General features: G+C 66.4%; 21 protein-coding genes. 8 read left to right on the forward strand and 13 right to left on the reverse strand.

The genetic code is table 11. The features are described 5' to 3' along the window. Position 1: 1 nt before the first annotated feature. From AC0KVN_RS06915 to AC0KVN_RS06950, 8 genes are read right to left on the reverse strand one after another with little or no spacing between them, the layout of a single operon-like run. Entirely contained in the window at positions 2 to 1153 is a 1152-nt protein-coding gene (locus tag AC0KVN_RS06915; RefSeq protein ID WP_374550701.1) for a thiolase family protein, read from the reverse strand. Next, on the reverse strand, positions 1150 to 3225 hold the full coding sequence (locus AC0KVN_RS06920) for a 3-hydroxyacyl-CoA dehydrogenase NAD-binding domain-containing protein (RefSeq protein WP_435566482.1): 2076 nt from the start codon (positions 3223 to 3225) through the stop codon (positions 1150 to 1152). Before AC0KVN_RS06920 ends, AC0KVN_RS06915 begins: the two co-directional genes overlap by 4 nt. Beyond that, positions 3212 to 5299, reverse strand: coding sequence for a PQQ-dependent dehydrogenase, methanol/ethanol family (locus AC0KVN_RS06925; RefSeq protein ID WP_435566483.1), 2088 nt, complete (start codon positions 5297 to 5299; stop codon positions 3212 to 3214). The genes AC0KVN_RS06920 and AC0KVN_RS06925 overlap by 14 nt, the downstream gene beginning before the upstream one ends. A gap of 5 nt (positions 5300 to 5304) precedes the next feature. Next, positions 5305 to 6840, reverse strand: coding sequence for an AMP-binding protein (locus AC0KVN_RS06930; protein ID WP_435566484.1), 1536 nt, complete (start codon positions 6838 to 6840; stop codon positions 5305 to 5307). An 11-nt stretch (positions 6841 to 6851) separates the two neighbouring features. After that, the gene (locus tag AC0KVN_RS06935) at positions 6852 to 8198 is read right to left on the reverse strand and encodes an MFS transporter (RefSeq protein ID WP_435566485.1); all 1347 of its coding nucleotides are present in this window, start codon (positions 8196 to 8198) and stop codon (positions 6852 to 6854) included. Positions 8199 to 8232: 34 nt separating this feature from the next. Then, positions 8233 to 9462, reverse strand: a complete 1230-nt coding sequence (locus AC0KVN_RS06940; RefSeq protein ID WP_435566486.1) for an acyl-CoA dehydrogenase family protein — start codon at positions 9460 to 9462, stop codon at positions 8233 to 8235. A gap of 44 nt (positions 9463 to 9506) precedes the next feature. Beyond that, on the reverse strand, positions 9507 to 10247 hold the full coding sequence (locus tag AC0KVN_RS06945) for an SDR family NAD(P)-dependent oxidoreductase (protein WP_435566487.1): 741 nt from the start codon (positions 10245 to 10247) through the stop codon (positions 9507 to 9509). Between the two features lie 22 nt (positions 10248 to 10269). Beyond that, the gene (locus AC0KVN_RS06950) at positions 10270 to 11292 is read right to left on the reverse strand and encodes a phosphotransferase family protein (RefSeq protein ID WP_435566488.1); all 1023 of its coding nucleotides are present in this window, start codon (positions 11290 to 11292) and stop codon (positions 10270 to 10272) included. Between the two features lie 95 nt (positions 11293 to 11387). On the opposite strand from AC0KVN_RS06950, the gene AC0KVN_RS06955 reads away from it, so the two are divergent. From AC0KVN_RS06955 to AC0KVN_RS06985, 7 genes are all read left to right on the forward strand, one after another. After that, positions 11388 to 12107, forward strand: coding sequence for a TetR/AcrR family transcriptional regulator (locus tag AC0KVN_RS06955; protein ID WP_017499280.1), 720 nt, complete (start codon positions 11388 to 11390; stop codon positions 12105 to 12107). A gap of 51 nt (positions 12108 to 12158) precedes the next feature. Beyond that, entirely contained in the window at positions 12159 to 14579 is a 2421-nt protein-coding gene (cofH, locus tag AC0KVN_RS06960; RefSeq protein ID WP_435566489.1) for a 5-amino-6-(D-ribitylamino)uracil--L-tyrosine 4-hydroxyphenyl transferase CofH, read from the forward strand. Beyond that, entirely contained in the window at positions 14569 to 15234 is a 666-nt protein-coding gene (npdG, locus tag AC0KVN_RS06965; protein WP_004212317.1) for an NADPH-dependent F420 reductase, read from the forward strand. Before cofH ends, npdG begins: the two co-directional genes overlap by 11 nt. Positions 15235 to 15243: 9 nt before the next feature. Then, on the forward strand, positions 15244 to 16017 hold the full coding sequence (gene cofE, locus AC0KVN_RS06970) for a coenzyme F420-0:L-glutamate ligase (protein ID WP_026108774.1): 774 nt from the start codon (positions 15244 to 15246) through the stop codon (positions 16015 to 16017). Continuing rightward, positions 16014 to 16955 (forward strand): 2-phospho-L-lactate transferase, encoded by a 942-nt coding sequence (gene cofD, locus AC0KVN_RS06975; RefSeq protein WP_435566490.1) that lies wholly within the window; start codon positions 16014 to 16016, stop codon positions 16953 to 16955. The genes cofE and cofD overlap by 4 nt, the downstream gene beginning before the upstream one ends. Continuing rightward, positions 16952 to 17530: a 2-phospho-L-lactate guanylyltransferase gene (cofC, locus tag AC0KVN_RS06980; RefSeq protein WP_435566491.1), complete on the forward strand. Its 579-nt coding sequence runs from the start codon at positions 16952 to 16954 to the stop codon at positions 17528 to 17530. The genes cofD and cofC overlap by 4 nt, the downstream gene beginning before the upstream one ends. Positions 17531 to 17602: 72 nt before the next feature. Next, the gene (locus AC0KVN_RS06985; protein WP_435566492.1) at positions 17603 to 18775 is read left to right on the forward strand and encodes an acetyl-CoA C-acetyltransferase; all 1173 of its coding nucleotides are present in this window, start codon (positions 17603 to 17605) and stop codon (positions 18773 to 18775) included. Positions 18776 to 18822: 47 nt separating this feature from the next. On the opposite strand, the gene AC0KVN_RS06990 is transcribed toward AC0KVN_RS06985, so the two are convergent. From AC0KVN_RS06990 to AC0KVN_RS07010, 5 genes are all read right to left on the reverse strand, one after another. Next, complete coding sequence (locus tag AC0KVN_RS06990; RefSeq protein ID WP_435566493.1) at positions 18823 to 20505, reverse strand: acyl-CoA dehydrogenase family protein; 1683 nt, start codon at positions 20503 to 20505, stop codon at positions 18823 to 18825. Beyond that, entirely contained in the window at positions 20502 to 21368 is an 867-nt protein-coding gene (locus AC0KVN_RS06995) for an enoyl-CoA hydratase (RefSeq protein ID WP_007707227.1), read from the reverse strand. The genes AC0KVN_RS06990 and AC0KVN_RS06995 overlap by 4 nt, the downstream gene beginning before the upstream one ends. A gap of 12 nt (positions 21369 to 21380) precedes the next feature. Next, positions 21381 to 22163 carry an SDR family NAD(P)-dependent oxidoreductase gene (locus AC0KVN_RS07000; RefSeq protein ID WP_004212325.1) on the reverse strand — a complete coding sequence of 261 codons (783 nt, stop codon included), beginning with the start codon at positions 22161 to 22163 and terminating at the stop codon, positions 21381 to 21383. Next, positions 22160 to 23413 carry a CaiB/BaiF CoA transferase family protein gene (locus AC0KVN_RS07005; RefSeq protein WP_435566494.1) on the reverse strand — a complete coding sequence of 418 codons (1254 nt, stop codon included), beginning with the start codon at positions 23411 to 23413 and terminating at the stop codon, positions 22160 to 22162. The genes AC0KVN_RS07000 and AC0KVN_RS07005 overlap by 4 nt, the downstream gene beginning before the upstream one ends. Before the next feature lie 141 nt (positions 23414 to 23554). Next, positions 23555 to 23941 (reverse strand): c-type cytochrome, encoded by a 387-nt coding sequence (locus tag AC0KVN_RS07010; protein WP_435566495.1) that lies wholly within the window; start codon positions 23939 to 23941, stop codon positions 23555 to 23557. 125 nt (positions 23942 to 24066) lie between these two features. Here AC0KVN_RS07010 and AC0KVN_RS07015 point away from each other — a divergent pair, with 125 nt between their 5' ends. Next, on the forward strand, positions 24067 to 24945 hold the full coding sequence (locus AC0KVN_RS07015) for a DMT family transporter (RefSeq protein ID WP_483656034.1): 879 nt from the start codon (positions 24067 to 24069) through the stop codon (positions 24943 to 24945). The last annotated feature ends 33 nt before the right edge of the window (positions 24946 to 24978 follow it).

Raw genomic sequence — 24978 nt, forward strand, 5'->3', positions numbered from 1 at the left:
GTCAGTCCCTCGCAAGGATGGTGGTGGAATGATTATTGCCGCCCAGGCCCGCGACCGCGCAGAGGCGGGCGTCGGGCACCTGGCGGTCGCCCTCCTGCCCGCGCAGCTGGCGCACCGCCTCGATCAGCAGGTTGATGCCGGGGACATAGCCGCCCGACATATGGCCGCCGCTGGTATTGACCGGCATCCGGCCACCCGGCTTCGCATGGCCGGCGGCGTAGAAGCGCGCGCCTTCGCCGCGATCGCACAGGCCCAGCATCTCGGTCTGGACGATCGCCGAGATGGAGAAGCCGTCATAGACCTGAGCGAGGTCCAGATCCTTGGGGTCGACGCCGGCCATGGCATAGGCCTGCGCGGCGGAGTCCCAGCCGGGATAGTCGAAGGTGCAGGGTTTCTGCGTGAACAGCACGCCATGAGGGTAATTATTGTAGCCGATGCCGACGCCCTGCACCGATATTACCGGATGGGGCAGGTCGCGGGCGGCCTCCACCGCGCTCACCACATAGGCGCCGCCGCCATCGGTGGTGAGGCAGCAGTCGGCGACCCGCAGCGGGGTCGAGATCATCGGCGTCTGGCGATAGGCGTCGAGATCCATCGGATCGCGCTTCTGCGCGCTCGGCGTCAACGCAGCCCAGGCACGGTAGGTCATCGAGACGGAGGCCAGTTCCTCCTCGCTCATGCCGAATTCATGGGCGTAGCGATTGGCCATGGTGGCGAAATAGGTGGGCTGGCCGAAGAAGCCGGCGGGCATTTCTAGCCCGGCCTTCTGCGGCTCGCGCGCGTGGAAGCCATAGACGCCGCCCGGCTTGGTCGATCGGATGGCGTAGGGGACGAGGACATGGCGGGCGAGCCCGGCCTCGATCGCGAGCTGCGCCAGCCGCAGCGCGTCGCCGGTGGTGGCGGTGCCGCCCGCCGTGTCGGCAACGGCGGTGAAGCGCCGGGTCGCGGCGCCGATCGCATGGGCGACCTCTTCCGACGGATGGCCGACATATTTGTTGCTGACATGGCCATCGATATCGGCGGGGGTAAGGCCGGCGTCAGCGATCGCGGCTAGGCTGGCGCGGGTCATCATCTGCATCACCGTTTCCTCGCCCTTGCGCAGGAAAGCGGTTTCGCCAATGCCGGTGATGGCGATTTTATTGCCCTTCATCATGCGTCCTTGAACCCCTTGCCCTGTGCCACCAGTCGTTCGATCAGCGGGGAGGGGGTGAAGGCGGCGCCATGCGCAGCCTCCAAGGCCTTCAGCCGGTCGAGGACGGTGGGAAGCCCCTGGAGATCGGCCCAGAACATCGGGCCGCCGCGATATTTCGGCCAGCCATAGCCGGTGATCCAGACGATATCGACGTCGGACGCGCGCGAGGCGATGCCTTCGTCGAGGATGCGGGCGCCCTCATTCACCATGGCGAAGAGGATGCGATCCTGGATTTCCGCATCGCTGACGTCGCGGCGGGTAATGCCCTGTTTCGCGGCGAAATCCTCGATCACCTGCATCGCGACCGGCGAGGGGGTCTGCTTGCGGTTGTCGTCATAATCGTAGAAGCCGCCCTTGGTCTTCTGTCCGTGCCGGCCCATTTCGTTGAGGATCTCGCGGACATTGGCGGAGCTGGTCGTCTTGGGATTCCAGCCGACATCGAGCCCGACCAGGTCGCGCATCTGGAAATGGCCCATGGCAAAGCCGAAGTCGTACAGCACCTTGTCGACCGCCCAAGGCGTGGCCCCTTCGAGGATCAACTGGTCGGCTTGCGTATTGCGAGCGGCGAGGATGCGGTTGCCGACGAAACCATAGCCATTGCCGACCAGCACGCCGATCTTGCCGATCGTCTTGGCGAGCTTCATGGCGGTGGCGATGATTTCCGGCTTCGTGTCTTTGGTGCGGACCACCTCCAGCAGCTTCATGACATTGGCCGGCGAGAAGAAATGGAGGCCGACGACGGCCTCGGGCCGGCTGGTGGCGGCGGCGATATCGTCAATGTCGAGATAGGAGGTGTTGGTGGCGAGGATCGCGCCCGGCTTGGCAATCTTGTCCAGTTTGCCGAAAACCTCGCGCTTGACGTCGATCTGCTCGAACACCGCTTCGATGATCAGGTCGCAATCGGCCAGATCCTCCATCGCGATCGATCCGGTGAGCAGGCCCATGCGCGTGTCGACATCCTCGGGCTTCATCTTGCCCTTCTTGGCCGTCGTCTCATAATTGCCGCGGATGATGCGCAGGCCGCGGAACAGCGCGTCCTCGTTGGTTTCGACCAGGGTGACGGGGATGCCGGCATTGGCGAAGTTCATCGCGATGCCGCCGCCCATGGTGCCAGCGCCGATGACGCCGACCTTGGCGATCGGCAGGATCGGGGTGTCGGCGGGCAGGCTGTCGACCTTGGCGGCCTGACGCTCGGCGAAGAAGACGTGGCGCTGGGCGGCGGACTGGCTGTCGGCCTGTAGCTCGTTGAACAATTGCCGCTCGAAGGTCATGCCCTCGTCAAAAGGCAGGTCCAGGGACGCCTCGACGCAGCGGATGATCGCTTCGGGGGCGTTGAAGCCACGGAATTTGCGGGCATTGGCCTTGCGGAAATCGGCGAAGATTTCGGGCTTGCCGCGCGCCTCGTCCAGCTTTTCGGTGCGGTCGCGGACCTTGAGCAGCGGGCGGCCTTCATCGAGCACGCGCTGGGCAAAGGCGATGGCGTCGGCGCGCAACTGGCCTTCGGCGGCGAGTTCGTCGATCAGGCCCATATCCTTGGCGGCTTTTGCCGAGACCGGGCTGCCGGCGGTCATGAGGTCCAGCGCCTTTTCGACGCCGACAATGCGGGGCAGGCGCTGGGTGCCGCCAGCGCCGGGCAGCAGGCCCAGATTGACTTCGGGCAGGCCGCATTTGGCCGCGGGCACGGCGATGCGATAATGGGCGACGAGGGCGAGTTCCAGGCCCCCGCCCAGCGCCGTGCCGTGGATGGCGGCTATCACCGGCTTGGTGGCATTCTCCACCACCAGCTGCAGGTTGCGCAGCGTGGGTTCGACCGGCGGCTTGCCGAATTCGGTGATGTCGGCGCCGGCAAAGAAGGTGCGCCCTTCGCAGATCAGCACCATCGCGCCGACCGCCGGATCGCCGATGGCGGTCTCGACCGCGCTGGCGACGCCCTGGCGCACGGCGTTGGAGAGGGCGTTCACCGGCGGCGAATTGACCGTGATGACCGCGATGGAGCCTTCCACCGCATAGGTGACGACGTCATTGACCTTCATTCAAGCCTCTGTGCGTTTGGGCGCCCGGCTGGCCGGCAGACTGCGCGGCCAGCACCTGACGGGCGCGTTGGCGGAAATAATGCTGGAGCCCGGCGATCTCGTCGTCGGTCAGTTCCTGGAAGCGCGGCATGCCCCGTTCGCGCAATATGCCGTTGTGCAGCACATCCTTCATGCTGGCGGTGTCGAGCGGGACGCCCGACTGGAGCAGGTCCGGCGCGGCCCCGCCCGACACGGCGTTGGCGCCATGACAGATGGAGCAGCGCTGGCCAAAGACGGTGGCGCCGATGGCGGCCTTTGCCGGATCGACGGCGAAGGCGGGATCGTCGATCACCGGCATGTCGACGGGATCGACCTTGGGCAGCGCGGCCTTGCCATCGAGGGCGAAGGTCAGGACGCGCCATTGCTGGGTGCGGTAATTCCATTCGCGCGGCAGGCCGATGGCGGTTGGGAAGCGGGAGCCGGCAATGACCGTCACATATTGTTTGCCGCGGGCGCGATAGCTGATCGGCTGGGCCATCACCGCGGTCTGGGCGTCAAACGACCAGAGCGGCTTGCCGCTGGTGGCGGCGTAGGCGACGAACTTGCCGCCGGCATTGCCCTGGAACAGCAGATTGCCGGCGGTGGTCGCGGTGCCGCCGCCGCCGCGCAGACCGGGCATGGGAATGCGCCAGGCCTCGCGCTGCGTCACCGGGTTCCAGGCGAGCAGGAAGCTGGTGGCGGGGCGATCGGGGGTGACGCCGGGCGGCGGCGCGCCGGTGCCGACGCTGAGGCGCTGGCCATCGAGATGCTTCCAGCCCTTTAGTGGTTCGGCCGGGTCGATATAGACGCGGCCCTGATCCATCGTCGGGATATAGACGAGGCCGCTGCCCGGATTGAAGGACATCGCCTCGATATTATGGGCGCCGAAGGGCGAGGGATAGACGATCGCCGCCTTGCCGCCGGGATAGCGGGCGGCGGGGTTCTCGATCGGCCGGCCGCTCTTGACGTCGATGCCGCTGGCCCAGTTGACCGGCACGATGTTGCGGGCGGAGATCAGCTTTCCTGTGGCGCGGTCGATGACGTAGAAGAAGCCGTTCTTGGGCGCATGCATCAGCACGTCGCGCTCCTGCCCGTCGATCTTCAGCCGGGCGAGTTCCATGTCCATCGCCGAGTTGAAGTCCCAGGTCTCGCCCGGATTGGTCTGATAATGCCAGACATATTCGCCGGTGTCGGCGTCGAGCGCGACAATCGAGCAGAGGAAGAGATTGTCGCCGCCGCCCGGACTGCGGATCTTCTGGTTCCAGGGCGAGCCATTGCCGACGCCGATATAGATGCGGTTATATTTGGGGTCATAGGCCATGGCATTCCAGGCGGTGCCGCCGCCGCCATATTTCCACCATTCGCCGGTCCAGGTCTTGGCGGCCATCGCCATCGCCTTGTTCTCGAAGCCGAGCTTGGGGTCACCGGGCACGGTGTGGAAGCGCCAGAGCTGCTTGCCGGTCTTCTGGTCATAGGCGGTGACATAGCCACGGATCGGCGCGAAATCGGCGCCGCCATGGCCGATCAAGACCTTGCCGTTGAACACCCAGGGGGCGCCGCTGATATAGCGTTCGTCATCCTTGCCGATGGTCTGGGTCGACCAGAGCTTGTGCCCGGTGCGAGCATTGATGGCGATCAGCCGGCCGTCGATCGTGCCGACATAGACGGCGCCATTGTCATAGGCGATGCCGCGACTGCCCCAGGCGCCGCGCATCTTCTTGTCGGCGGCCTTCCAGCTTTGCGGATCATAGGTCCAGAGTTCATGGCCGGTGACGGCGTCGACCGCATGGACGACGCTGTAGCCCGAGGCATAATAGAGAATGCCGTCGACCGCGATCGGTGCGGTCAGGCTGGAGCCGCCGCCTTCGATATCCTGATACCAGGCGAGGCCGAGCCGGCCGACATTATGGTCGTTGATGTCTTTCAGCGGGCTGTAGTGATTTTCATCGATGCCGCCATAGCCGGGCCAGTCGGTGCCATCGCGCCGGGCCTGACCGGAGGGTGCGCAGGCAGCGAGCAAGGCGAGAAACGGCAAAGTGAGGGACGCAAGACGCATGTAGATCAGCCCCCGATCGTCCGGTCGGACGGCCAGAAGCGCTGGCGCAGCGCCTTCTTGTTGACCTTGCCCATGATGGTGCGGCCGATATCGTCGACCATCTCGTAGCCGCGCGGGCATTTATAGCCGGCGAGGCTGGCGCGGCAGAAGGCGTTGAGTTCGTCGGCGGTCGGTGGATCGGCCGGATCGCGCGGGATCACCAGCGCACGGGCTTCCTCCCCCATTTCCGCATTGGGGGCGGCGACCACGGCGATGTCAGCCACCTTGGGATGGCGCAGCAGCACATGTTCGGATTCCGCCGGATAGATGTTGACGCCGCCCGACACGATCATGTCGGACACGCGATCGGTGATGAAGAGATAGCCGGCATCATCGACATAGCCCATTTCGCCCAGGGTGAAGATGCCCGGCGCGATATGGGCGGCGGCGGTCTTTTCCGGGTCACCGCGATAGACGATGCCATGGCCGCTGGCGTCGCGGAAGTAGACCTGGCCGACTTCGTTGGCGCCCAGCACCGCGCCATCGTCTCCGTAGATAACGGTTTCGAACGGCGCCAAGGCGCGGCCGACCGATCCGGGGCGCTCCAGCCATTCGGGCGAGGTGATGAAGGTGGTGGAGCCGGCTTCGGTGCCGCCATAGGCCTCCACCAGCACCGGGCCGAACCAGTCGATCATCGCCTGCTTGACGGCGCGGGGGCAGGCCGCGCCAGTATGGGCGAGGCGCTGGATGCTGGAGACGTCATATTTTGCGCGCACCTCTTCCGGCAGGGCGAGCATGCGCTGGAAATGGGTGGGAACCATGACCGATCCGGCGACCCGATATTTCTCGATCAGCGCCAGCGCCTTTTCCGCGTCGAAATGCTCGACCGTGATGAGGCTCATGCCGCCGAACACGTTGCGGGCCATGCCGAGCGGGCCGGTGTGGTAGAGCGGGCCGACGGCGATGCCGGGCGATGGCGTAATGCGGGCGCGCACGGTTTCGGCGAGCGCCTGCACCGTGGCGACGCGCGGGAAATATTGGGGTGGGGTCTCGGTCGCCTTGGGCCGGCCGGTGGTGCCGGAGGTATAATGGAGATGGGGCAGCGGCGCGACATTCGGGTCCGGCTCGGCGGTCGAGGCGGCGGCAAGCCATTCTTCCCAATGAATGGCGCCTTCGCGATCGGGGCAGCGCCAGCCGATGACGGTGGCGACGCCGGCCTCGGCCGCGGCGGCGAGGCCGGCGTCCATGGTTTCGGGGCCGACCAGCAGGGCGACGGCGCCGCTGTCCTTGAGGATATAGGCAGCTTCGGATGGGGTGAGATGGAAGCTGACCGGGACGCTGGAAATGCCGGCCTCCAGACAGGCGACATAGGCGATCACGGTTTCGGCGCTGTTGGGCGCGAAGACGGCGACGCGGCGTTCGTGCAGGTCGAGGCCGTTCAAGGCGTTGGCAGCGCGGTTCAGCAAGTCATCCAGTTGCAGCCAGTCGAGCGAGACGCGCTCGTCCGTCAGCGCCATGTCGGTGCGACGGTCGGGCGCAACAGCCTGGAGGGTGAGAGACATGCAGCGTCCTTTCAGGCGGCCGGCGCGTGGACGGCACGCGCGGCGATGGTGGGGGCGAGGTAGCGCAGGGCCATGCGGAAGGAGAGCAGGGCGACGACCGAGCAGACGGTGACGACCACCGCCAGCGACTGGCCCAGCGCAGCTTCCGACCGGAAGACATATTGGCTGAGCGCGGCGACGATCGCCGGGCCGGCGCCCAGGCCCAATATGGTGAAGACGAACAGGAAGAAGGCCAGCATCCGCGCGCGGATCGTCGCCGGCGCGATCAGCCCCATGATCGAGGAGACATAGACCATGAAGGGCACGGTGATGAACTGCGCCACGCAGTAGCAGACCAGGAAGACATAGACGTTGGTGGCGAAGAACATATAGGCGATCACCGGCAGGAAGCCGAGGATCAGCCAACTGTAGAAGCGCAGATGCGCATCCGTCATGCCGCGCGTGAACAGGCGGTCGACGATCCAGCCGTTGATCACCAGCGACACTGCCGAAACGATGTTCATCAGGCTCAACGCCACGCCATATTGCACCGGCTTCCAGCCGAAATGCCGTTCGATATAGGCGGGCACCCAGTTGGTCATCGAATAGCCGCACATGGCAAGGCAGGAGGTGCCGACCAGCATCAGCGCCAGCAGCCGCCAGTTCTGGCGCACGAAGCCGGCGATCGCGCCCTTTTCCGCGACCGGGCGCGCGGCCCTGGTCGCGCCGCGGCGGCCGGGTTCGGGAAAGGTGAAGACCAGCAGGGCGATGAGCAGGCCGGGCACGCCGACCATCATCATCACCAGCTGCCAGGGCTGGGCTGGGCCATGGAAGGGAATATGGATGCCGCTACGCGCGGCGGCGAAGGCGATGGCGACGCCGCCCAGGGCAAATGCTGTCGCTGAGCCGACCTTGCCCGCCATCTGGAAGGTGGAGGTGGCGCGGGTCAGCAGGCGCGGCGGGAAGGCGTCGGCGATCAGCGAATAGGCGGCGGGCAGCAGCGCCGCTTCCCCCACGCCGACGAAGATGCGGCCGACCAGCAGCGCCTCATAGCTTTGCGCGAAGCCGCAGGCCGTGGTGGCGACGGCCCAGAGCGCGACCCCGCCGAATATGATCCAGCGGCGCGAATAACGGTCCGCAGCCCAGCCCAGCGGCAGGCCGAAAATGGCGTAGAAGATGGCGAAGGATGTCGAGGTGATCATGCTGACCTGCACATCGCTGAGCAGCAGATGCGCCTTGATTGGCGTGACCAGCATCGACACGATCAGCCGGTCCACCCAGGACAGGACATAGAGGCCGAACAGCACGGCCACCATCCACCAAGCTGTGCCCAGTTGCTGGGTATCGCGGCCGTCCGGGGCTTTCTCCTGGCTGGTCATTAGCATGATCCTTCCCTTCGCCCTCTTGCGTCTCTCAGCGTTGCGGCAGTGCGTTGAGTTCGGCGATCTTGAGCTTGCCGAGCTGGGCCATGTGGACCTCGTCCGGCCCGTCGGCGAGGCGCAGGTAGCGCGCGTTCATGAAGGCGGCGGCAGGCGGGAAGTCGCTGGCCATGCCGATGCCGCCGAACACCTGCATCGCCCGGTCGGCGACCGTCTGGGTCATGCGCGGGGCGACGATCTTGATCGCGGCGATCAGATCCTTGGCGACCTTGTTGCCATGACGGTCCATCGCGTCGGCGGCCTTGAGCGTCAGCAGCCGTGCCTGTTCGATCTCGCAGAAGGACAAGGCGATATCCTGGCGGATGCTGCCCTGGTCGGCGAGCTTGCGGCCGAAGGCGACCCGGCTGTCGACGCGGCGGGCCATATATTCGAGCGCGCGCTGGGCCTGGCCGATGAGGCGCATGCAGTGGTGGATGCGGCCCGGCCCCAGGCGGCCCTGGGCGATCTCGAACCCGCGTCCTTCGCCCAGGATCAGATTTTCCCTGGGCACGCGTACATCCTTGAAGACCATCTCGGCATGGCCGCCTGGCGAATGGACGGCGTTCATCACGTCGAGCGGGCGGACGATCTCTATCCCCGGCGTGTCGGCCGGGATCAGGATCTGCGAATGCTGCTGGTGGCGCGGCCGGTCCGCATTGGGGGTGCGGCCGAGCAGGATATAAACTTTGGTCAGCGGATCGAGCGCGCCCGAAATCCACCATTTACGGCCGTTGATGACATAGTCGTCGCCATCGGCGACGATCGTCGTCTCGACATTGGTGGCGTCGGACGAGGCGACGCCCGGCTCGGTCATGACATAGCAGGAGCGGATATCGCCGGCGAGCAGGGGCTTGAGCCATTTTTCCTGCTGCTCGGGCGTGCCGTAGCGGGCGAGCACCTCCATATTGCCGGTGTCGGGCGCGGAGCAGTTATAATATTCGGATGATCCGATCATCCGGCCCATCAGTTCGGCCAACGGCGCATATTCGAGGTTGGTGAGGCCCGGACTCCATGCCCCATATTCATGCGGCAGGAACAGGTTCCACAGGCCCGCTTCCTTCGCCTTGGCCTTGATCGTCTCGGTGCCCGGCCAGCGCTGCCACAGATGGGCGGGATCATGGTGGAAATGATCCCGTTCCTTCTCGATCGGATAGACATGGGCGTCCATGAAATCGGTGAGTTGCGCCCGCAGCGCCTGCACCTTGTCGGAATATTCGAAATCCATGCGATCGGTCCTTTTGGGAAATGGGGCGAAGGCGGGCAGGGGGATCAGGTCAGCGTGAGGCCGCCGTCCACGATCAGCGTCTGCCCGCAGATGTAGGTGGAGAGGGGGGAGGCGAGGAACAGCGCGACGCCGGCCATCTCCTCCACCGACCCGAAGCGGCCGAGCGGGATGCGCGACAGCGCGCGGTCGCGCCGCTCGTCATTGTCCATCGTCACCTTGGTCATCTTGGTATCGACCAGGCTGGGGGCGATGCCGTTGACGCGGATGCCCTCGCCCGCCCAGGCGATGGCGAGCGCGCGGACCAGATTGACCGCGCCGGCCTTGGACGCGGCATAGGCGGGGTTGCCGAAGGTCGCCTTGAACCCGCCGATCGAGCTGACGACGATGACGGCGCCCTTGGTGGCGGCGAGCGCATCCCTGAAGCGGTTGGAGATATGAAGGATGGAGTCGAGATTGACCGCCATCACCTTGTTCCAGCCGTCGACCTCGAACTCCTGGCGGCGATAGAGGACGGCGCCCTGCGAATGAATGAGGACGTCGAGCGCATCGAAGGGGGCGGGTGCGGCGGCGATCGCGGCGGGATCGCTGACATCGACCTGGGTATAGCCGATATTGTCGAGGTCCGATCCTTCCTCGCCGGCATAGTCGGCGGCGCTGGCGCGGGTACCCCAGACATGGACGCGGGCGCCGCGTTTCAGGAAGGCCTGGGCCATGCCATTGCCGATGCCGCTCGATCCGCCGACCACCAGCACCGTCTTTCCGGTGAAGTCCAGTTCATTGCCCAAGGGGGAACATCCTTCCTGCATGTCAGCGGATCAGCGCCTGGGCGCGGTCGAAAAGGTGGATGGCGCGGCTGTGCAGCCGGTCGCCGGTGTCGCGGGGTGCCTTGCCGGCGCAGGCGCGGGCATGGGTGCCCTCCAGCAGGATGCCGAGCTTGTAGCAGGCGAGGACATGATACCAGTCGATCGCCGACAGATCGCGCGCGGAGCCGGCGCCATAGCGCGCGACCAGTTCGGCGGGCGTCGGGAACCCGTCCCATGGCGTGACCGACACGGTGCTGGCGCCGCTGCCGTCGGGCCAGGTGGCCAGCACCCAGCCCAGGTCCAGCAGCGGATCACCGATCGTCGCCAGTTCCCAGTCGATGATCGCGGCAAGATCGCCGCTGTCGGGGCGGTACATGACATTGGCGAGATGATAGTCGCCATGCATGATGCCGGGCGTGAAATCGGCCGGGCGGTGCCGTTCCAGCCAGGCGGCGATGGCATCCACCGAGGGCAGCGCCTGCGGTCCGGTCCAGTCGGCAAATTCGCCATAGCCGGCAAGCTGGCTGCGCCAGCGATCGACCTGGCGACCGAGGAAATTGTCGGGCCGGCCGAAATCGGCGAGGCCCAGCGCCTGATGATCCAGCGCGCCCAATGCGGCGATGCCGTCGACCAGGGCCAGGCCCATGGCGTGGCGCATCGTGGGCGACCCGGCATGGGGCATGGGCAGCTGGCCGACCGGATTGAAGCCATCGACCGGCTCCATCAGGTAGAAAGCGACGCCCAGCACGCTTTCATCGCCGCAATCGGCGATCAGCGCGGGATGGGGCACATTGGTGCCGGCGATGGCGCGCAGCAGCCGCGCCTCGCGCCGCATCGTTTCATTGCTGTTGGGGCGGGGGTGCGCCGGCGGGCGACGGAAGATATAGTCGCGGCCGTCGCGGGTCAGGCGCAGCAGGATATTCTGCGTCCCCCCGGCAAGCGGCGTCACGTTGTCGATCGGACCGGAGCCAAGCCCCTGATCCGTCATCCACGCCGCCAGCGACTCGATGTCGACCGCTGATTCCACTTAGGCATCCCTCGCTTTTTTCGACTGTTAGCCGTCGATTAGGTCAATTGGATAATGCACTTGACGAACCATCATTGCAATGGGAAATTGCACTCATGGTCAGACTTCAACTCGCCAAGACCGAAGATGCCACCCGCGGATCCGCTGCCGAGCAGATCAAGCAGGTGGCGTTACGCCTGTTCGCCGAAAAGGGCGTCGATGGCGTGACCGTGCGCGAGATTGCGGCGGCGGCGGGGCAGAAGAATCACGGTGCCGTCAGTTACTATTTCGGATCGAAGGAGGCGCTGGTCCGGGCGCTGGTGATGGATGGGGCGATGGCGCTGGAGCGGGAGCGCAATGCGGCGCTCGACGGGCTGGAGGCGCAGGGCGGGCCGCGCTCGATCCGCGAAGTGGTGGAGATATTGGTCCGGCCGGTGCTGGCGCTGCCCGACAGCCATTATGTCCAGTTCATCGTCATCTTTGCCATGACCCATCGCGACATGATGCTGGATGCGATCGATCCGGCCTGGAACAATGCCTATGGCCGGTGCCTGGACCATTTGCGGGGGATGATGGCGGACCTGCCGGTGGCGCTGCAGAACCAGCGCTTCGTGTTCATGGGGGCTTACCTCAGCGCCGTGCTGTCGGCCCGGCAGCGCGCGCTGGCGGACGAGAGCCGGGCGCATCCGATGTGGGGCAGCGAGGCGAGCGTCGAGCATTTCCTGCAGACGCTGGTAGCGTTGCTGGAAGCGCCAGCGGACCTGCCGGCGGCGATGCTCAGGCAATTGGGACAACGCGGCGGCGCTATTCCGGATCGACCTGGCCCTGTCGGTTGAACCGGGGCGCAATCACAATCAGAACATAGAAGACGAAACAAGCGGAGCGGGATGATGGCAGTTACGGAAAGGATCGGCGAAGCAGAGCACGCGCGCACGGCAGAGCTGCTGGCGATGCCGCTGGCCGAACTGATGGCGCAGGCGGCGGCGCTGCGCGACGAAGGCCATGGCCGGGTGCAGAGCTGGTCGCGCAAGATCTTCATCCCGCTGACCCAGCTATGCCGTAATCTCTGCCATTATTGCACCTTCTCGCAGCCGCCACGGCCGGGCGAGAACGCCTATATGACGCGCGAGGAAGTGCTGGCGGTGGCGCGGGCGGGCAAGGCGGCGGGCTGCACCGAAGCGCTGTTCACGCTGGGCGACAAGCCGGAACTGCGCTTCGCCGCCGCGCGCGAGGAACTGGCGCGGCTGGGCCATGACAGCACCTTGTCCTATCTGGCGGAGATGGCGGCGCGGGTGCGCGACGAGACCGGGCTGCTGCCGCACATCAATGCCGGGGTCATGACCCGCGAGGAAATGGCCGGTCTGCGCCCGGTGTCGGTGTCGCAGGGGCTGATGCTGGAGTCGGTGTCCGACCGGCTCTGCCGCAAGGGTGGCGCCCATTATCGATCGCCCGACAAGGAACCGGCGGCGCGGCTGGAGACGATCCGGCTGGCGGGGGAACTCGCCATCCCCTTCACCACCGGCATCCTGATCGGCATCGGCGAGACGCGCGAGGAACGGATTGAGGCGCTGGAGGCGATCCGTGACTTGCAGGACGGCTATGGCCATATCCAGGAAGTGATCGTCCAGAATTTCCGGGCCAAGGAACGCACGGTGATGGCCAATGCGCCCGAGCCGGACATGGACGATCTGCTGTGGACGATCGCGGTGGCGCGGCTGATCCTGGGGCCGGAGATGAATATCCAGGCGCCGCCCAACCTGTCGGCGGCGGACTTCCCCCGGCTGATGGCGGCGGGGATCAATGATTGGGGCGGCGTGTCGCCGGTGACGCCCGACCATGTGAACCCGGAAGCGCCCTGGCCCGCGGTCGAGCGGCTGCGCGCCGCGACCGAGGGCGAAGGGCGGATGCTGGTCGCCCGGCTGCCGGTCTATCCCGCCTATGCGCAGGATAATGACCGCTGGCAGGATCAGGCGATGGTCCGCCATGTGCTGGCCCATGCCGATGCGATGGGCTTTGCGCGCGAGGATAGCTGGTCGCCGGGCATCGCGCTGGAGCCGCGCATCACGCGCCCGTCGGCGCTGCCGGTCGATCCCGCGATCGCGGCGATCGTCGACCGGGCGATGGGCGGGGCGCTGCTGGAAGAGGCCGAGATCGAGGCGCTGTTCACCGCGCGCGAGACCGACCTGGAGCATGTCTGCGCCAGCGCGGACGCGCTGCGGATGCAGGAGATGGGCGACACGATCAGCTATGTCGTCAACCGCAACATCAACTACACCAATATCTGCGCCTATAAATGCAGCTTCTGCGCCTTTTCCAAGGGCGACAAGGCGGAGGCGCTGCGCGGCAAGCCCTATGACCTGGACCTGGAGGAAGTGGTCCGCCGCACCCGCGAGGCATGGGAACGGGGCGGCACCGAAGTCTGCCTGCAGGGTGGCATCCACCCCCATTATACCGGCGACACCTATCTGAACCTGGCCCGCGCGGTGAAGGCGGCGGTGCCCGAAATGCACATCCACGCCTTTTCCCCGCTGGAAGTGTGGCAGGGGGCGGCGACGCTGGGCCTGCCGGTCGAGGACTTCCTGCGCCGGCTGAAGGCGGTGGGCCTCGACACGCTGCCCGGCACGGCGGCCGAGATACTGGATGACGAGGTGCGGGCGATCATCTGCCCGGACAAGCTGGACACGGCGCAATGGCTGGAGGTGATCGAGACCGCGCATCGCGTCGGCTTCACCACCACCGCGACGATCATGTTCGGCCATGTCGATACGCCGCGCCACTGGGCAAGGCACCTGATCCGCATCCGCGACCTGCAGCGGCGGACCGGTGGCTTCACCGAATTCGTGCCCTTGCCCTTCGTCCATATGGAGGCGCCGATGGGCGTGCGCGGCCAGTCGCGCCATGGCCCGACCTTCCGCGAGGTGCGGTTGATGCATGCGGTCGCGCGGCTGGCGCTGCACCCGCATATCCGGTCGATCCAGACCAGCTGGGTCAAGCTGGGGCCGGAAGGGGTGAAGGCCTGTCTGGAGGGCGGCGCCAATGACCTGGGTGGCACGCTGATGAACGAGAGCATCTCGCGTGCGGCGGGCACCCAGCACGGCCAGGAAATGCCGCCCGCGGCGATGGAGGCGCTGATCCGGTCGATCGACCGAACGCCCCGGCAGCGCAGCACCGCCTATGGCGGGGTGAGCGAGGATATCCATGCACGCGGAATGACCGCGGCGGAACTGACACCCATGGTCCTGACGCCCCCGCGCAAGCGGCGGCGCGAGGCCGATACGAACCAGGAGAGGTTTGAATATGCAGAATGAGGCTTTGGCGACGATCGCCGTGCTTGGCGGGACCGGCAAGGAAGGTGGCGGCCTGGCGCTGCGCTGGGCGCACAAGGGACACAAGGTCATCATCGGCAGCCGCACGGCGGAGCGGGCGCAGGAAGCGGCCGACGCGATGAACGCGACGCTGGGTGGCGGTTCGGTCGTCGGCGCGGCCAATCCCGATGCCGCAGCGCAGGCCGACATCATCGTGCTGGCCGTGCCCTATGCTGCGCAGCAATCGACGGTGAAGGATGTCGCCGATGCGCTGGCGGGCAAGATATTGATCGACGTGACCGTGCCGCTGGTGCCGCCCAAGGTCAGCCGGGTGCAGTTGCCCGATGGCGGATCGGCGGTCGAGGCGGTGCAGAAGATGCTGGGCGAGGGCGTCCGCGTCGTCTCCGCCTTCCAGAATATCAGCGCGCATCACCTGACCAAGCTGGACGAGGAGATCGAGTGCGACGTGCTGGTCTGCGCCGACGACAGCGAGGCGGCGGACCAGGTGGTCGCACTGGCGCAGGAAATCGGCCTGCGCGCCTGGAACGCCGGGCCTTTGTGCAATTCGGTTGTTGCAGAAGGACTTACGTCAGTCTTGATTGCGCTCAATCGGCGGTACAAGGTGCCCGGATCGGGTATTCGCATCACCGGAGTGTAAGCTGCATCCATGATAGTCGCACCGGCCGCCGTCACATTATCGGCCCTGAACGGGGTTCCCATGGTTGCGCCGGGCGACGATCTGTCGGCCATGCTGCTGTCGGCCTGCCATGCCAATGGCCTGTCGCTGCAGGATGGCGACATCGTCGTGCTGGCGCAGAAGATCATATCCAAGGCGGAGGGACGCGCCGTGCCGCTGGCCAGCGTGTCGCCCTCGGCCGAGGCGATCGATCTGGCAGCGCAATGCCACAAGGATCCCCGGCTGGTCGAACTGATCCTGTCGGAGAGCGAGAAGTTGATGCGGGTCCGGCCGGGCGTGCTGATCGTGCGCCATCGGCTGGGTCTGGTGCTGGCCAATGCCGGGATCGACCAGTCCAACATCGCGCAGGATGAGGATGGTGTCGCGCTGCTGCTGCCGCTCGATCCCGATGGCAGTGCTGCGGCGCTGCGGCAGGCGGTGCGTGAGGCGCAGGGCATCGACATCGCGGTGGTCATCATCGACAGCCTGGGCCGGGCCTGGCGCAAGGGCACCTGTGGCGTGGCGATCGGGGTCGCCGGCATGAGCGGTCTGCTCGACCTGCGCGGTGAGCCGGACCTGCATGGTCGGCCGTTGCAGACCAGCGAACTGGGCCTGGCCGACGAGGTGGCGGCCGCCGCCTCGCTGATCATGGGGCAGGCCGGCGAAGGCCGGCCGATCGTCGTGGCACGGGGCATTGCGCGGGGCCGCAACGAGGGCAGCGCGGCCGAACTGATCCGCGAACCGGCGATGGACCTGTTCCCGTGAGCGTGCTTGCCCTGGCCGGGGGCGTCGGCGGCGCCAAGCTGGCCAATGGCCTGGCCGGCGTCGTGCCGCTCGGCGCACTGAGCATTGCCGTCAACACCGGTGACGATTTCGTCCATATGGGGCTGCATATCTCGCCCGACATCGACAGCGTCACCTATGCGCTGGCGGGCATGAACGATAGCGTGCGGGGCTGGGGCGTGGCCGATGAAAGCTGGGCTTTCATGGACGCGACAAGGCGGCTGGGCGGCGAAAGCTGGTTCAACCTGGGCGATCGGGATCTGGCGACCCATGTGCTGCGTACCGCCTTGCTGCGCGAGGGCACGCTGTCTTCGGTCACGGCCGACATCGCCGCGCGACTGGGCATCGGGCCGGCGATCGTGCCGATGAGCGACGATCCGGTCCGGTCGATGATCGACACCGACCAGGGCGAAATGGCCTTCCAGGATTATTTCGTGCGCCATCAATGCGGGCCGCGCTTCCAATCGATCCGGTTCGACGGGGCCGCAGCGGCGCGGCCGAGCGCCGGGCTGCTGGCGGCGCTGGATGATCCCGCGCTGGAGGCGATCATCCTCTGCCCGTCCAACCCCATCCTGTCGATCGACCCGATCCTGGCGGTGCCGGGGGTGCGCGACAGGCTGGCGGCGCGGCGCGTGCCGTGCGTGGCGCTGTCGCCCTTCATCGCGGGACAGGCGGTCAAGGGGCCGGCGGCCAAGATCATGACCGAACTGGGTCTGCCGACGACCCCGGCGACGATCGCCCGCCATTATGACGGATTGATCGATGGACTGATGGTGGATGCTGCCGATGCGCAGGGCTGGTCCGACGATGGACTGGCGGTGCGCAGTGCCGACATCTTGATGCGCAATGCCGATCAGCAGCGGGCACTGGCCGCTCAGATGATCGATTTTGCGGCGGCGTTGCGGCGCGCGGCGCCATGACCCTGTCCATCCTGATCCCGGCCAAGAGCTTCGCGCAGGGCAAGAGCCGGCTGGCGGAGGTTCTGGGGCCACGGGATCGGGCGGCGCTGTGCCGGCAATTATTGGGGCATGTGCTGGCGGTCGCGCGCGATGCTGGGCTGGATGCAATCACCTATGTCGTCAGCGCCTGCCCGGAGGTGCGCGGTTTCGCGACCGAGCGGGGCGCGAGAGTTCTGGCTGAGCGGGAGCCGGGGCATGTGCCGGCGCTGATGGCGGCGATGCAGGCGTTGCCGGCCGATCAGCCGGTGCTGATCCTGAGCGCGGACCTGCCGATGCTGGCGGCTGCGGACCTGCGCGCGATGGTGCAGGAACCCGCCGATGTGGTGATTGCTACCGACCGAGAGGGGCAGGGAACGAATGCGCTGTTGCTGAAGCGGCCCGGCCTCATCCCGCTGCGCTTCGGGCCGAAGAGTTGTGCTGCCCATGTCGGGGAAGCGGGACGAGCCGGGCATCGCGTGTCGATCCTCCGGCGGCCCGGTCTCGCCGACGATGTCGACCTGCCCGAGCATCTCCAAATATTTTCCGTTGGTGCATAATTGCCTTGGTCCTGCCGAACGGGCGGGGTAAGACAATAAAACTGCATCTAGGTATATAATTGGAGGAGTCGGATGGCGGAGGCATATATTGCGGCCGTGGCGCGCAGCGCCGGTGGCAAGCGGGGCGGCAGGCTGGCGGGGGTGCATCCCGCGGATCTGGCCGGGCGCGTGCTGGCGGGACTGGTGGGCCGCAGCGGGATCGATCCGGCCGCGATCGAGGATGTCATCATGGGCTGCGCCTGTCCCGGCGGCGAGCAGGGCGCGAACATCGCCCGCAACGCCGTGCTGGCGAGCGGCCTGCCCGAATCCGTGCCCGGCACCCATGTCGACCGCCAGTGCGGATCGTCGCAACAGGCGCTGCATTTCGCCGCCGCGACGGTGATGGCCGGGGTGCAGGACGTGGTGATCGCCGCCGGTGTCGAGAGCATGACGCGCGTGCCGATGGGCCTGCCCTGGACGCTGGCGGCCAAACATGGGTTCGGTACCTATCGCAGTCCGGGAATCGAGGCGCGCTATCCCGACACGCCGTTCAGCCAGTTTGGCGGGGCCGAGATGATGGCCCGCAAATATGGCTTCGACCGTGCGGCGCTCGACGCCTATGCGCTGGAAAGCCATCATCGCGCGGCGGCGGCGACGCAGGCCGGCAAGTTCGATGCGGAGATCGTGCCGCTGGAGGTCGAGACCGCCGAGGGCGAAACGCTGATCCACAAGGTGGATGAGGGGATCCGCTTCGACGCCAGCCTGGAGAAGATTGCCAGCGTCAAGCTGTTGCAGGAGGGCGGGGTGATTTCCGCCGCCAATGCCAGTCAGATTTGCGACGGGGCTGCGGCGCTGCTGATCGTCAATGAACGGGGCCTCAAGACCCATGGCCTGACGCCGCTGGCGCGGGTGCATGAAATGACCGTGCTGGGGCATGATCCGGTCATCATGCTGGAGGCGCCGATCCCGGCGACCGAGCGGGCGCTGGCGCGGGCAGGCATGACGCTGGGCGATATCGATCTTTATGAAGTGAATGAGGCGTTCGCGCCGGTGCCGCTGGCCTGGGCCAAGGCGCTGGGCGCCGATCCGGCGCGGCTCAACGTGCATGGCGGAGCGATTTCGCTGGGCCATCCGCTGGGCGGATCGGGCGCCAAGCTGATGGCGACGCTGGTTAGCGCGCTGCATGATCGTGGCGCGCGCTATGGCCTCCAGACCATGTGCGAGGCCGGCGGCATGGCCAATGTGACGATCGTGGAACGGCTCTGAGGGGGAAAGGATCGGCCCTTCCCCGGTGGCGGGGAAGGGCCGATCCCTTAATTGGCTTCGTCGAGCAGGCGGCGGGCGATGACCTGGGCCTGGATTTCGCCGGCGCCCTCGAAAATGTTGAGAATGCGCGCGTCGGCCAGCAGGCGGCTGACCTGATATTCGGTGGCGAAGCCGTTGCCGCCATGGATCTGCAGCGCATTGTCGGCGGCCGCCCAGGCGACCCGCGCGCCGATCAGCTTGGCCATGCCGGCCTCCAGATCGCAGCGCTTGTCCTCATCCTTGCGCCGGGCGGCGAAATAGGTGAGCTGGCGCGCGCCCATGATCTCCGCCGCCATCATCGCCAGCTTGTTGGCGACGCGCGGAAAGTCGAAGATCGGTCGGCCGAACTGCTTGCGGTCGAGCGCATAGGAAAGGCCGATGTCGAGCGCCGCCTGGGCGACGCCGATGGCGCGGGCGGCGGTCTGGATACGGGCGCTTTCGAAGGTCGCCATCAACTGCTTGAAGCCCTGGCCCTCGCACCCGCCGAGCAGATTGGCCGCAGGCACGCGGAAATCGTCGAAGCCGATCTCATATTCCTTCATGCCGCGATAGCCGATCACCTCGATCTCGCCGCCGCTCATGCCGGGCGTGGGGAAGGGGGCGTCGACGGTGCCGCGTTGCTTGGGCGCGATCAGCATCGACAGGCCGCTATAGTTGCGGGTGTCGGGATCGGTGCGGACCAGCAGGGTCATCACGTCGGCGCGGGCCGCATGGGTGATCCAGGTCTTGTTGCCGCTGACCCGATATTCGCCGTCGGCGAGCGTCGCGCGGGTGCGCAGCGCGCCAAGGTCGGACCCGGTATCAGGCTCGGTAAAGACGGCGGTCGGCAGGATCGCGGCATTGGCGATCTGCGGGAGCCAATGGGCCTTCTGCTCGGCGGTGCCGCCGGTCAGGATCAGTTCTGCCGCGATTTCCGACCGGGTGGCGAGGCTGCCGACGCCGATCCAGCCGCGCGACAATTCTTCCGACACGACGCACATCGCGGTCTTGCCCATGCCAAGGCCGCCAAACTCTTCTGGAATGGTCATGCCGAACACGCCCATCTCGCCCAGTTCCTGGACCAGCGGCAGCGGGATCAGCTCGTCCTTGAGATGCCATTCATGGGCGAAGGGCGCGACCTTCTCGTTCGACAAAGCGAAAAACTGATCGCGCACCATGTCGAACATCTCGTCGAGGCCGCAATTTTCCAGGGTCGCCCGGCCGCGTGCATCGACCAGATGGCCGGCAATGGCGCTCTTCACCGCCTGGCCGCCGCCGCTGCGGATGAGGGTACGCAGGGCCGGTGCGTCGAGCGCGGACAGATCGTCGGTAAGGTCGGTGGGGCGGATCACCTCGCCCTGGTTCATCGGGATGCCGCCCAGCATCTGCGCGCCATATTCGGCGAAGAGCAATTGGGCGAGCAGTGCCTCGATCTCGCCAAAGCCGCCCTGGGCGTCGAGACTGGCCGCCCAACTGGCGACTTCGCGCAGCATTTCGGCATAGGTGGCGAACCAGCCAAAGCCGTGGACGACATGCTGCTCGACATCGGCAAGGACGCGATCGACCTTGCCGCTTTCGTTGCAGATCCGCGCCTTCACATGCGGCCGGGCGGCGGCGACGAAGGCGTGCGCGGCATCGGCTGCGCCCGACAGCAAGGCCGGCAGATCGGGCAGGACCAGGATATTCTTGTCCATCTCCATGGTCGCGCTCATCCTTCCCCCGCCTGCTTCTTGTTCGCCGATGCCATTGCCTTAGCATCCAGTCCGCCGACCAGATTGCCGGTCATCAGCTGATTATGGGCATGGGCGAGATGGTGCATGTGGAACACGCTATCCATCACCTGCCGCTTGCCGCGCGCATCCTCGACGAAGTTGAACGCCTGCTTGGTCAGCGCCAGGCCGAACCGTTCATGCTGGGCGATCTCGGCGGCGATCTTGGCCACTTCCTCGCGCAGCGTTTCGCGCGGGAAAATCTCGTTCACCATGCCGAAATTATAGGCGCGCTGGGCCGGCATGCGGCGGCCGAGCAGCAGCAGTTCGCGCGCGACGCGGGTCGGCAGTTCGAAGGCATGGGCGAAATATTCGACGCCCGGCTGGGCCATGCGCTGCACCGGATCCTGGAAGAAGGCGTCTTCCGATGCGATGATGAGGTCGCAGACCCAGGCCAGCATCAGCCCGCCGGCGATGCAGGCGCCCTGCACCATGGCGATCATCGGCTTGGGGATGTCGGCCCAGCGCCGGCACAGGCCCAGATAGCCGTCCTGTTCCAGCACATATTGGCGTTCGGCGCCGCCCTTGTTCAGATGGTCCCACCACATGCTGGTGCGCGTGCGCGGCATGTGGCTGTCCTTGTCCGGGGTGCCGATGTCATGGCCGGCAGAGAAATGCTTGCCCTCGCCACCGAGCACGATCACCTTGACCCCGTCATCCTCGACCGCGCGCTTGAAGGCGTCGTCGAGCTGGCCGAGCAGCCGGTAATTCTGGGCATTGCCATATTGGGGGCGGTTCAGCATCACCCAGGCGACGCCGTCCACCACATTGTAGGTCACGAATTCGGGCTGCGCTTCTTCGGACATCGTCCTTCTCCCTCAGCGCGGCGGCATGCGCAGGCCACCGTCGAGCCGCACATATTCGCCGTTCCAATAGTCATTCTCGATCATCGCCAGCGCCATCGCGGCAAACTCCTCGGGCTTGCCAAAACGCTTGGGGAAGGGAACGGTGGCCGACAGCGCATCGCGCACCTTGTCGCTGGCCCGTGCCATCAGCGGCGTGTCGAAAATGCCGGGCAGGATCGCATTGACGCGGATGCCTTCGCCCATCAGGTCGCGCGCCATCGGCAGGGTCAGGCTGACGATGCCGCCCTTCGACGCGGAATAGGCCGCCTGGCCGATCTGGCCGTCGACCGCCGCCGCGCTGGAGGTGTTGATGATGACGCCGCGCGCCTTGTCCTCCAGCGGGTCGAGGCTGAGCATGCCGGCGGCCGACTTGGCACAGCAGCGGAAGGTGCCGATCAGGTTGATCTGGATGATCCGTTCGAACTGGTCGGTCGGGAAGGCCTTGATCTCGCCGGTCTCGCGGTCGCGGCTGGCGGTCTTGATGACATTGCCGGTGCCGGCGCAATTGACCAGGATCCGCTCCTGGCCATGCGCGGCGCGTGCCTTGGCAAAGCCGGCATCGACCGAGGCCTCGTCGGTGACATCGACCTTGCAGAAGGTGCCGCCGATGTCCGCCGCGACCTTCGTCCCGGTTTCCTCGTTGAAGTCGAACAGCGCCACCTTGGCGCCCTGCGCTGCAATGGCGCGGGCCGTCGCCTCACCCAGACCCGATGCCCCGCCGGTGACGATGGCGGCTACCCCCTGGTCGATCTTCATGCCTGTGTCCTCTCCTTCACGGGGCGTTGGGCGATCGCGCCGTCGCTCGTCAGCGCGTCGAGCGCGCCGTCGTCGAGGCCGAGCCATTCCCCCAATATTTCGCGGCTATGTTCGCCCACGCGCGGCGGGCAGTGACGATAATCGGCCGGCGTCGCCGACAGCTTGCCGGGATAGGCGACGGTCGGGATCTCGACCCCATCCTCTTCGCGGCGGTAGCGATGGACGGTCTGGCGGGCGTCGATGAAGGGATCCTCGAACACATCCTGGATGCTGTTGACCGGGCCGGCGGGGACACCCGCGGCCACGAAGCGCGCCATCAGGTCGTCGCGGGCGAAGGGGCGGACGATGTCCTGCACCTTCGCCTCGATCGCGTCGCGGTTGATGAGGCGCTGGGCGCTGGTGGCGTAGAGCGGATCGGTGCCCAGTTCGCCATGGCCCATTTCCGTGCAGAAGGCGCGGAACTGGCGATCATTGCCGATCGCGATGATCATCATGCCGTCGGCGACCTCGAACGTCTTGTAGGGGACGACGGTGGGATGGCGATTGCCCAGGCGTCCGGGCACGATGCCGCCGACCAGCCAGTTCATCCCCTGATTGGCGAGCATCGCGATCTGGGTATCGAGCAGCGACACGTCGATCTGCTGTCCCTCGCCCGTGCGTTCGGCATGGCGCAGGGCGGCGAGGATCGAGACGGTCGCGAACATGCCGGTCGACAGGTCAGCCATGGCGACGCCAGCGCGCAGCGGGCCGCCGTCCTCTTCGCCGGTGATGCTCATGAAGCCGCCCATGCCCTGGGCAACGAAATCATAGCCGCCCCGGTCGGCATAGGGGCCGGTCTGGCCGAAGCCGGTGATCGAGCAATAGACGAGGCGCGGGTTGATCGCCTTCAGGCTGGCATAGTCGAGACCGTATTTGCTGAGGCCCCCAACCTTGAAATTTTCGACCAATATGTCGGCTTCCGCCGCCAGCCGACGGATCAGCTCGGCGCCCTGCGGCGTCGCCAGGTTGATCGCGGCGGAGCGCTTGTTGCGGTTGCAGGACAGATAATAGGCGCTGGTGCCGATTTCCGGCTGGCCATCGGCGCCGGTCAGGAAAGGCGGCCCCCAGGCGCGGGTGTCGTCGCCATGGCCGGGCAGTTCGATCTTGATGACGTCGGCACCGAAGTCGGCGAGTATCTGGGTCGACCATGGCCCCGCGAGCACGCGCGACAGGTCGAGAACCTTGATCCCTTCAAGCGCGCGGCCGCTCATCGGCTGCCCGCCTTGTCCGTCATGACCGCTGTCATCGCCATCCGCTCCTGTCCCCGTCTATCTGCTGCATCGGTTGATGATTCTGATAGCGGGTGCAGGAATGGAGGGCAAGAATTATTGCACTATGGGATACTTTTGGTGCTATTTCTTGGTGGCGCCGGCGAGATAGGCGAGCAGGTTGGCGCGATCGGCTGGGTTGGGCAGGCCGGCAAAGACCATGCGGCTGCCGGGGACGGCGGCGCTGGGCTTGGCAAGGAAGCCGTCGAGCGACTTGGCATCCCAGCGGATCTTGGCCTTCTGCATCGCCGGAGAATAAGTGAAGCCGGGGACGGTGCCCGACGTGCGCCCGAATACGTCCGAGAGCGAAGGGCCTAGCTTCTTCACGCCCGGATCGACCGAGTGGCAGACGGCGCAGCGGGCGAAGACCGCCTTGCCCTTGGTCGCATCGCCCGTCTGGGCCAGCGCCGGGCCGGTGGCCGCGACCGCCATAGCGAACATCATCACGCGCGAAACATGCTTCATCGACATCCTCAATCCTCTTCCCTTCTTCTCTGGTCAAAATCTATACCAGTGTGCATAAATAAGCCAATAGCCGTCTGAGTCTGAACGGCGGTTGAAGCGGGAAGGATGCGGAAATGGCCGAGGGCGGACCCATGGCGAACCATCGGTTCGGGCCGGGCGGGATAGCGCTGGCGTTGCTGGTGAACATCATGTTCGCGCTCAACGTGATCGCGATGAAGGTGGTTGTGGATGCGACCGCGCCGCTATTGTCGGTGGCGCTGCGGATGGGGACGGTCTTCCTGATCTGTGCGCCGGCGCTGCGTCCGCTGCCGGGCCGGACCGGCTGGCTGATGCTCTATGGCTTCCTCAATGGCGGGCTGTTCCTGCTGCTGCTGAACCTGGCTTTGTTCATGGCGACCAATGTCGGGGCGCTGGCGATCGCCGGGCAATTGAGCGTACCCTTCTCGCTGCTGCTCGGCGCGCTGCTGCTGGGCGAGCGGCTCAACCGGCGCAAGATTGTCGGCGTGCTGCTGGCCTTTGCCGGGGTCGTGGCGCTGGTGTTCGACCCGCATATCCTGGCGGAGGTGCCCGCCGTGTTGGTGATGGCCAGCGCGGCGATGGTGTGGGGCGGCGCGACCCTGGTGCAGCGCAAGCTGACCGGGGTGAGCGTGATGAACGGCCAGGCGTGGAACGGGCTGATGGGCGCGGCGGTGCTGGCGCCCTTTGCCCTGATTTTCGAGCGGCCCGCGATCGCGGGGCTGGCCCATCTCGGTTGGGTGCCGACCGGCTGGTTCGCCTTTTCCTGTCTGGGCGCGACGGTGCTGGGCCAGGGGACGCTCGCCTGGCTGCTGCAACGCTATCCGATCTCGACCATCATGCCGTTGATGCTGGCATCGCCGGTGATGTCGACAGTCTTTGCCTCGCTTTATTTCGGCACGCCGATCACCATCGGCATGATTGGGGGCGGCACCGTGGCGCTGCTGGGCGTGACGATCATTGCCTTCTCGCCCGACCGCAGGCCGGTCGACTGACCATCAAAAGAATGAGCCGGCGTCGCATGCCTC

This window comes from Sphingobium sp. SG1 (genome assembly GCF_057063145.1).

Excerpts from the sequence above, each read along its gene's own strand:
- AC0KVN_RS06915 (WP_374550701.1), bottom strand. The coding sequence starts at position 1,153 with ATGATGAAGGGCAATAAAATCGCCATCACCGGCATTGGCGAAACCGCT.
- AC0KVN_RS06920 (WP_435566482.1), bottom strand. The coding sequence starts at position 3,225 with ATGAAGGTCAATGACGTCGTCACCTATGCGGTGGAAGGCTCCATCGCG.
- AC0KVN_RS06925 (WP_435566483.1), bottom strand. The coding sequence starts at position 5,299 with ATGCGTCTTGCGTCCCTCACTTTGCCGTTTCTCGCCTTGCTCGCTGCC.
- AC0KVN_RS06930 (WP_435566484.1), bottom strand. The coding sequence starts at position 6,840 with ATGTCTCTCACCCTCCAGGCTGTTGCGCCCGACCGTCGCACCGACATG.
- AC0KVN_RS06935 (WP_435566485.1), bottom strand. The coding sequence starts at position 8,198 with ATGACCAGCCAGGAGAAAGCCCCGGACGGCCGCGATACCCAGCAACTG.
- AC0KVN_RS06940 (WP_435566486.1), bottom strand. The coding sequence starts at position 9,462 with ATGGATTTCGAATATTCCGACAAGGTGCAGGCGCTGCGGGCGCAACTC.
- AC0KVN_RS06955 (WP_017499280.1), top strand. The coding sequence starts at position 11,388 with ATGGTCAGACTTCAACTCGCCAAGACCGAAGATGCCACCCGCGGATCC.
- cofH (WP_435566489.1), top strand. The coding sequence starts at position 12,159 with ATGATGGCAGTTACGGAAAGGATCGGCGAAGCAGAGCACGCGCGCACG.
- npdG (WP_004212317.1), top strand. The coding sequence starts at position 14,569 with ATGCAGAATGAGGCTTTGGCGACGATCGCCGTGCTTGGCGGGACCGGC.
- cofE (WP_026108774.1), top strand. The coding sequence starts at position 15,244 with ATGATAGTCGCACCGGCCGCCGTCACATTATCGGCCCTGAACGGGGTT.
- cofC (WP_435566491.1), top strand. The coding sequence starts at position 16,952 with ATGACCCTGTCCATCCTGATCCCGGCCAAGAGCTTCGCGCAGGGCAAG.
- AC0KVN_RS06985 (WP_435566492.1), top strand. The coding sequence starts at position 17,603 with ATGGCGGAGGCATATATTGCGGCCGTGGCGCGCAGCGCCGGTGGCAAG.
- AC0KVN_RS06990 (WP_435566493.1), bottom strand. The coding sequence starts at position 20,505 with ATGAGCGCGACCATGGAGATGGACAAGAATATCCTGGTCCTGCCCGAT.
- AC0KVN_RS06995 (WP_007707227.1), bottom strand. The coding sequence starts at position 21,368 with ATGTCCGAAGAAGCGCAGCCCGAATTCGTGACCTACAATGTGGTGGAC.
- AC0KVN_RS07000 (WP_004212325.1), bottom strand. The coding sequence starts at position 22,163 with ATGAAGATCGACCAGGGGGTAGCCGCCATCGTCACCGGCGGGGCATCG.
- AC0KVN_RS07005 (WP_435566494.1), bottom strand. The coding sequence starts at position 23,413 with ATGAGCGGCCGCGCGCTTGAAGGGATCAAGGTTCTCGACCTGTCGCGC.
- AC0KVN_RS07010 (WP_435566495.1), bottom strand. The coding sequence starts at position 23,941 with ATGTCGATGAAGCATGTTTCGCGCGTGATGATGTTCGCTATGGCGGTC.
- AC0KVN_RS07015 (WP_483656034.1), top strand. The coding sequence starts at position 24,067 with ATGGCGAACCATCGGTTCGGGCCGGGCGGGATAGCGCTGGCGTTGCTG.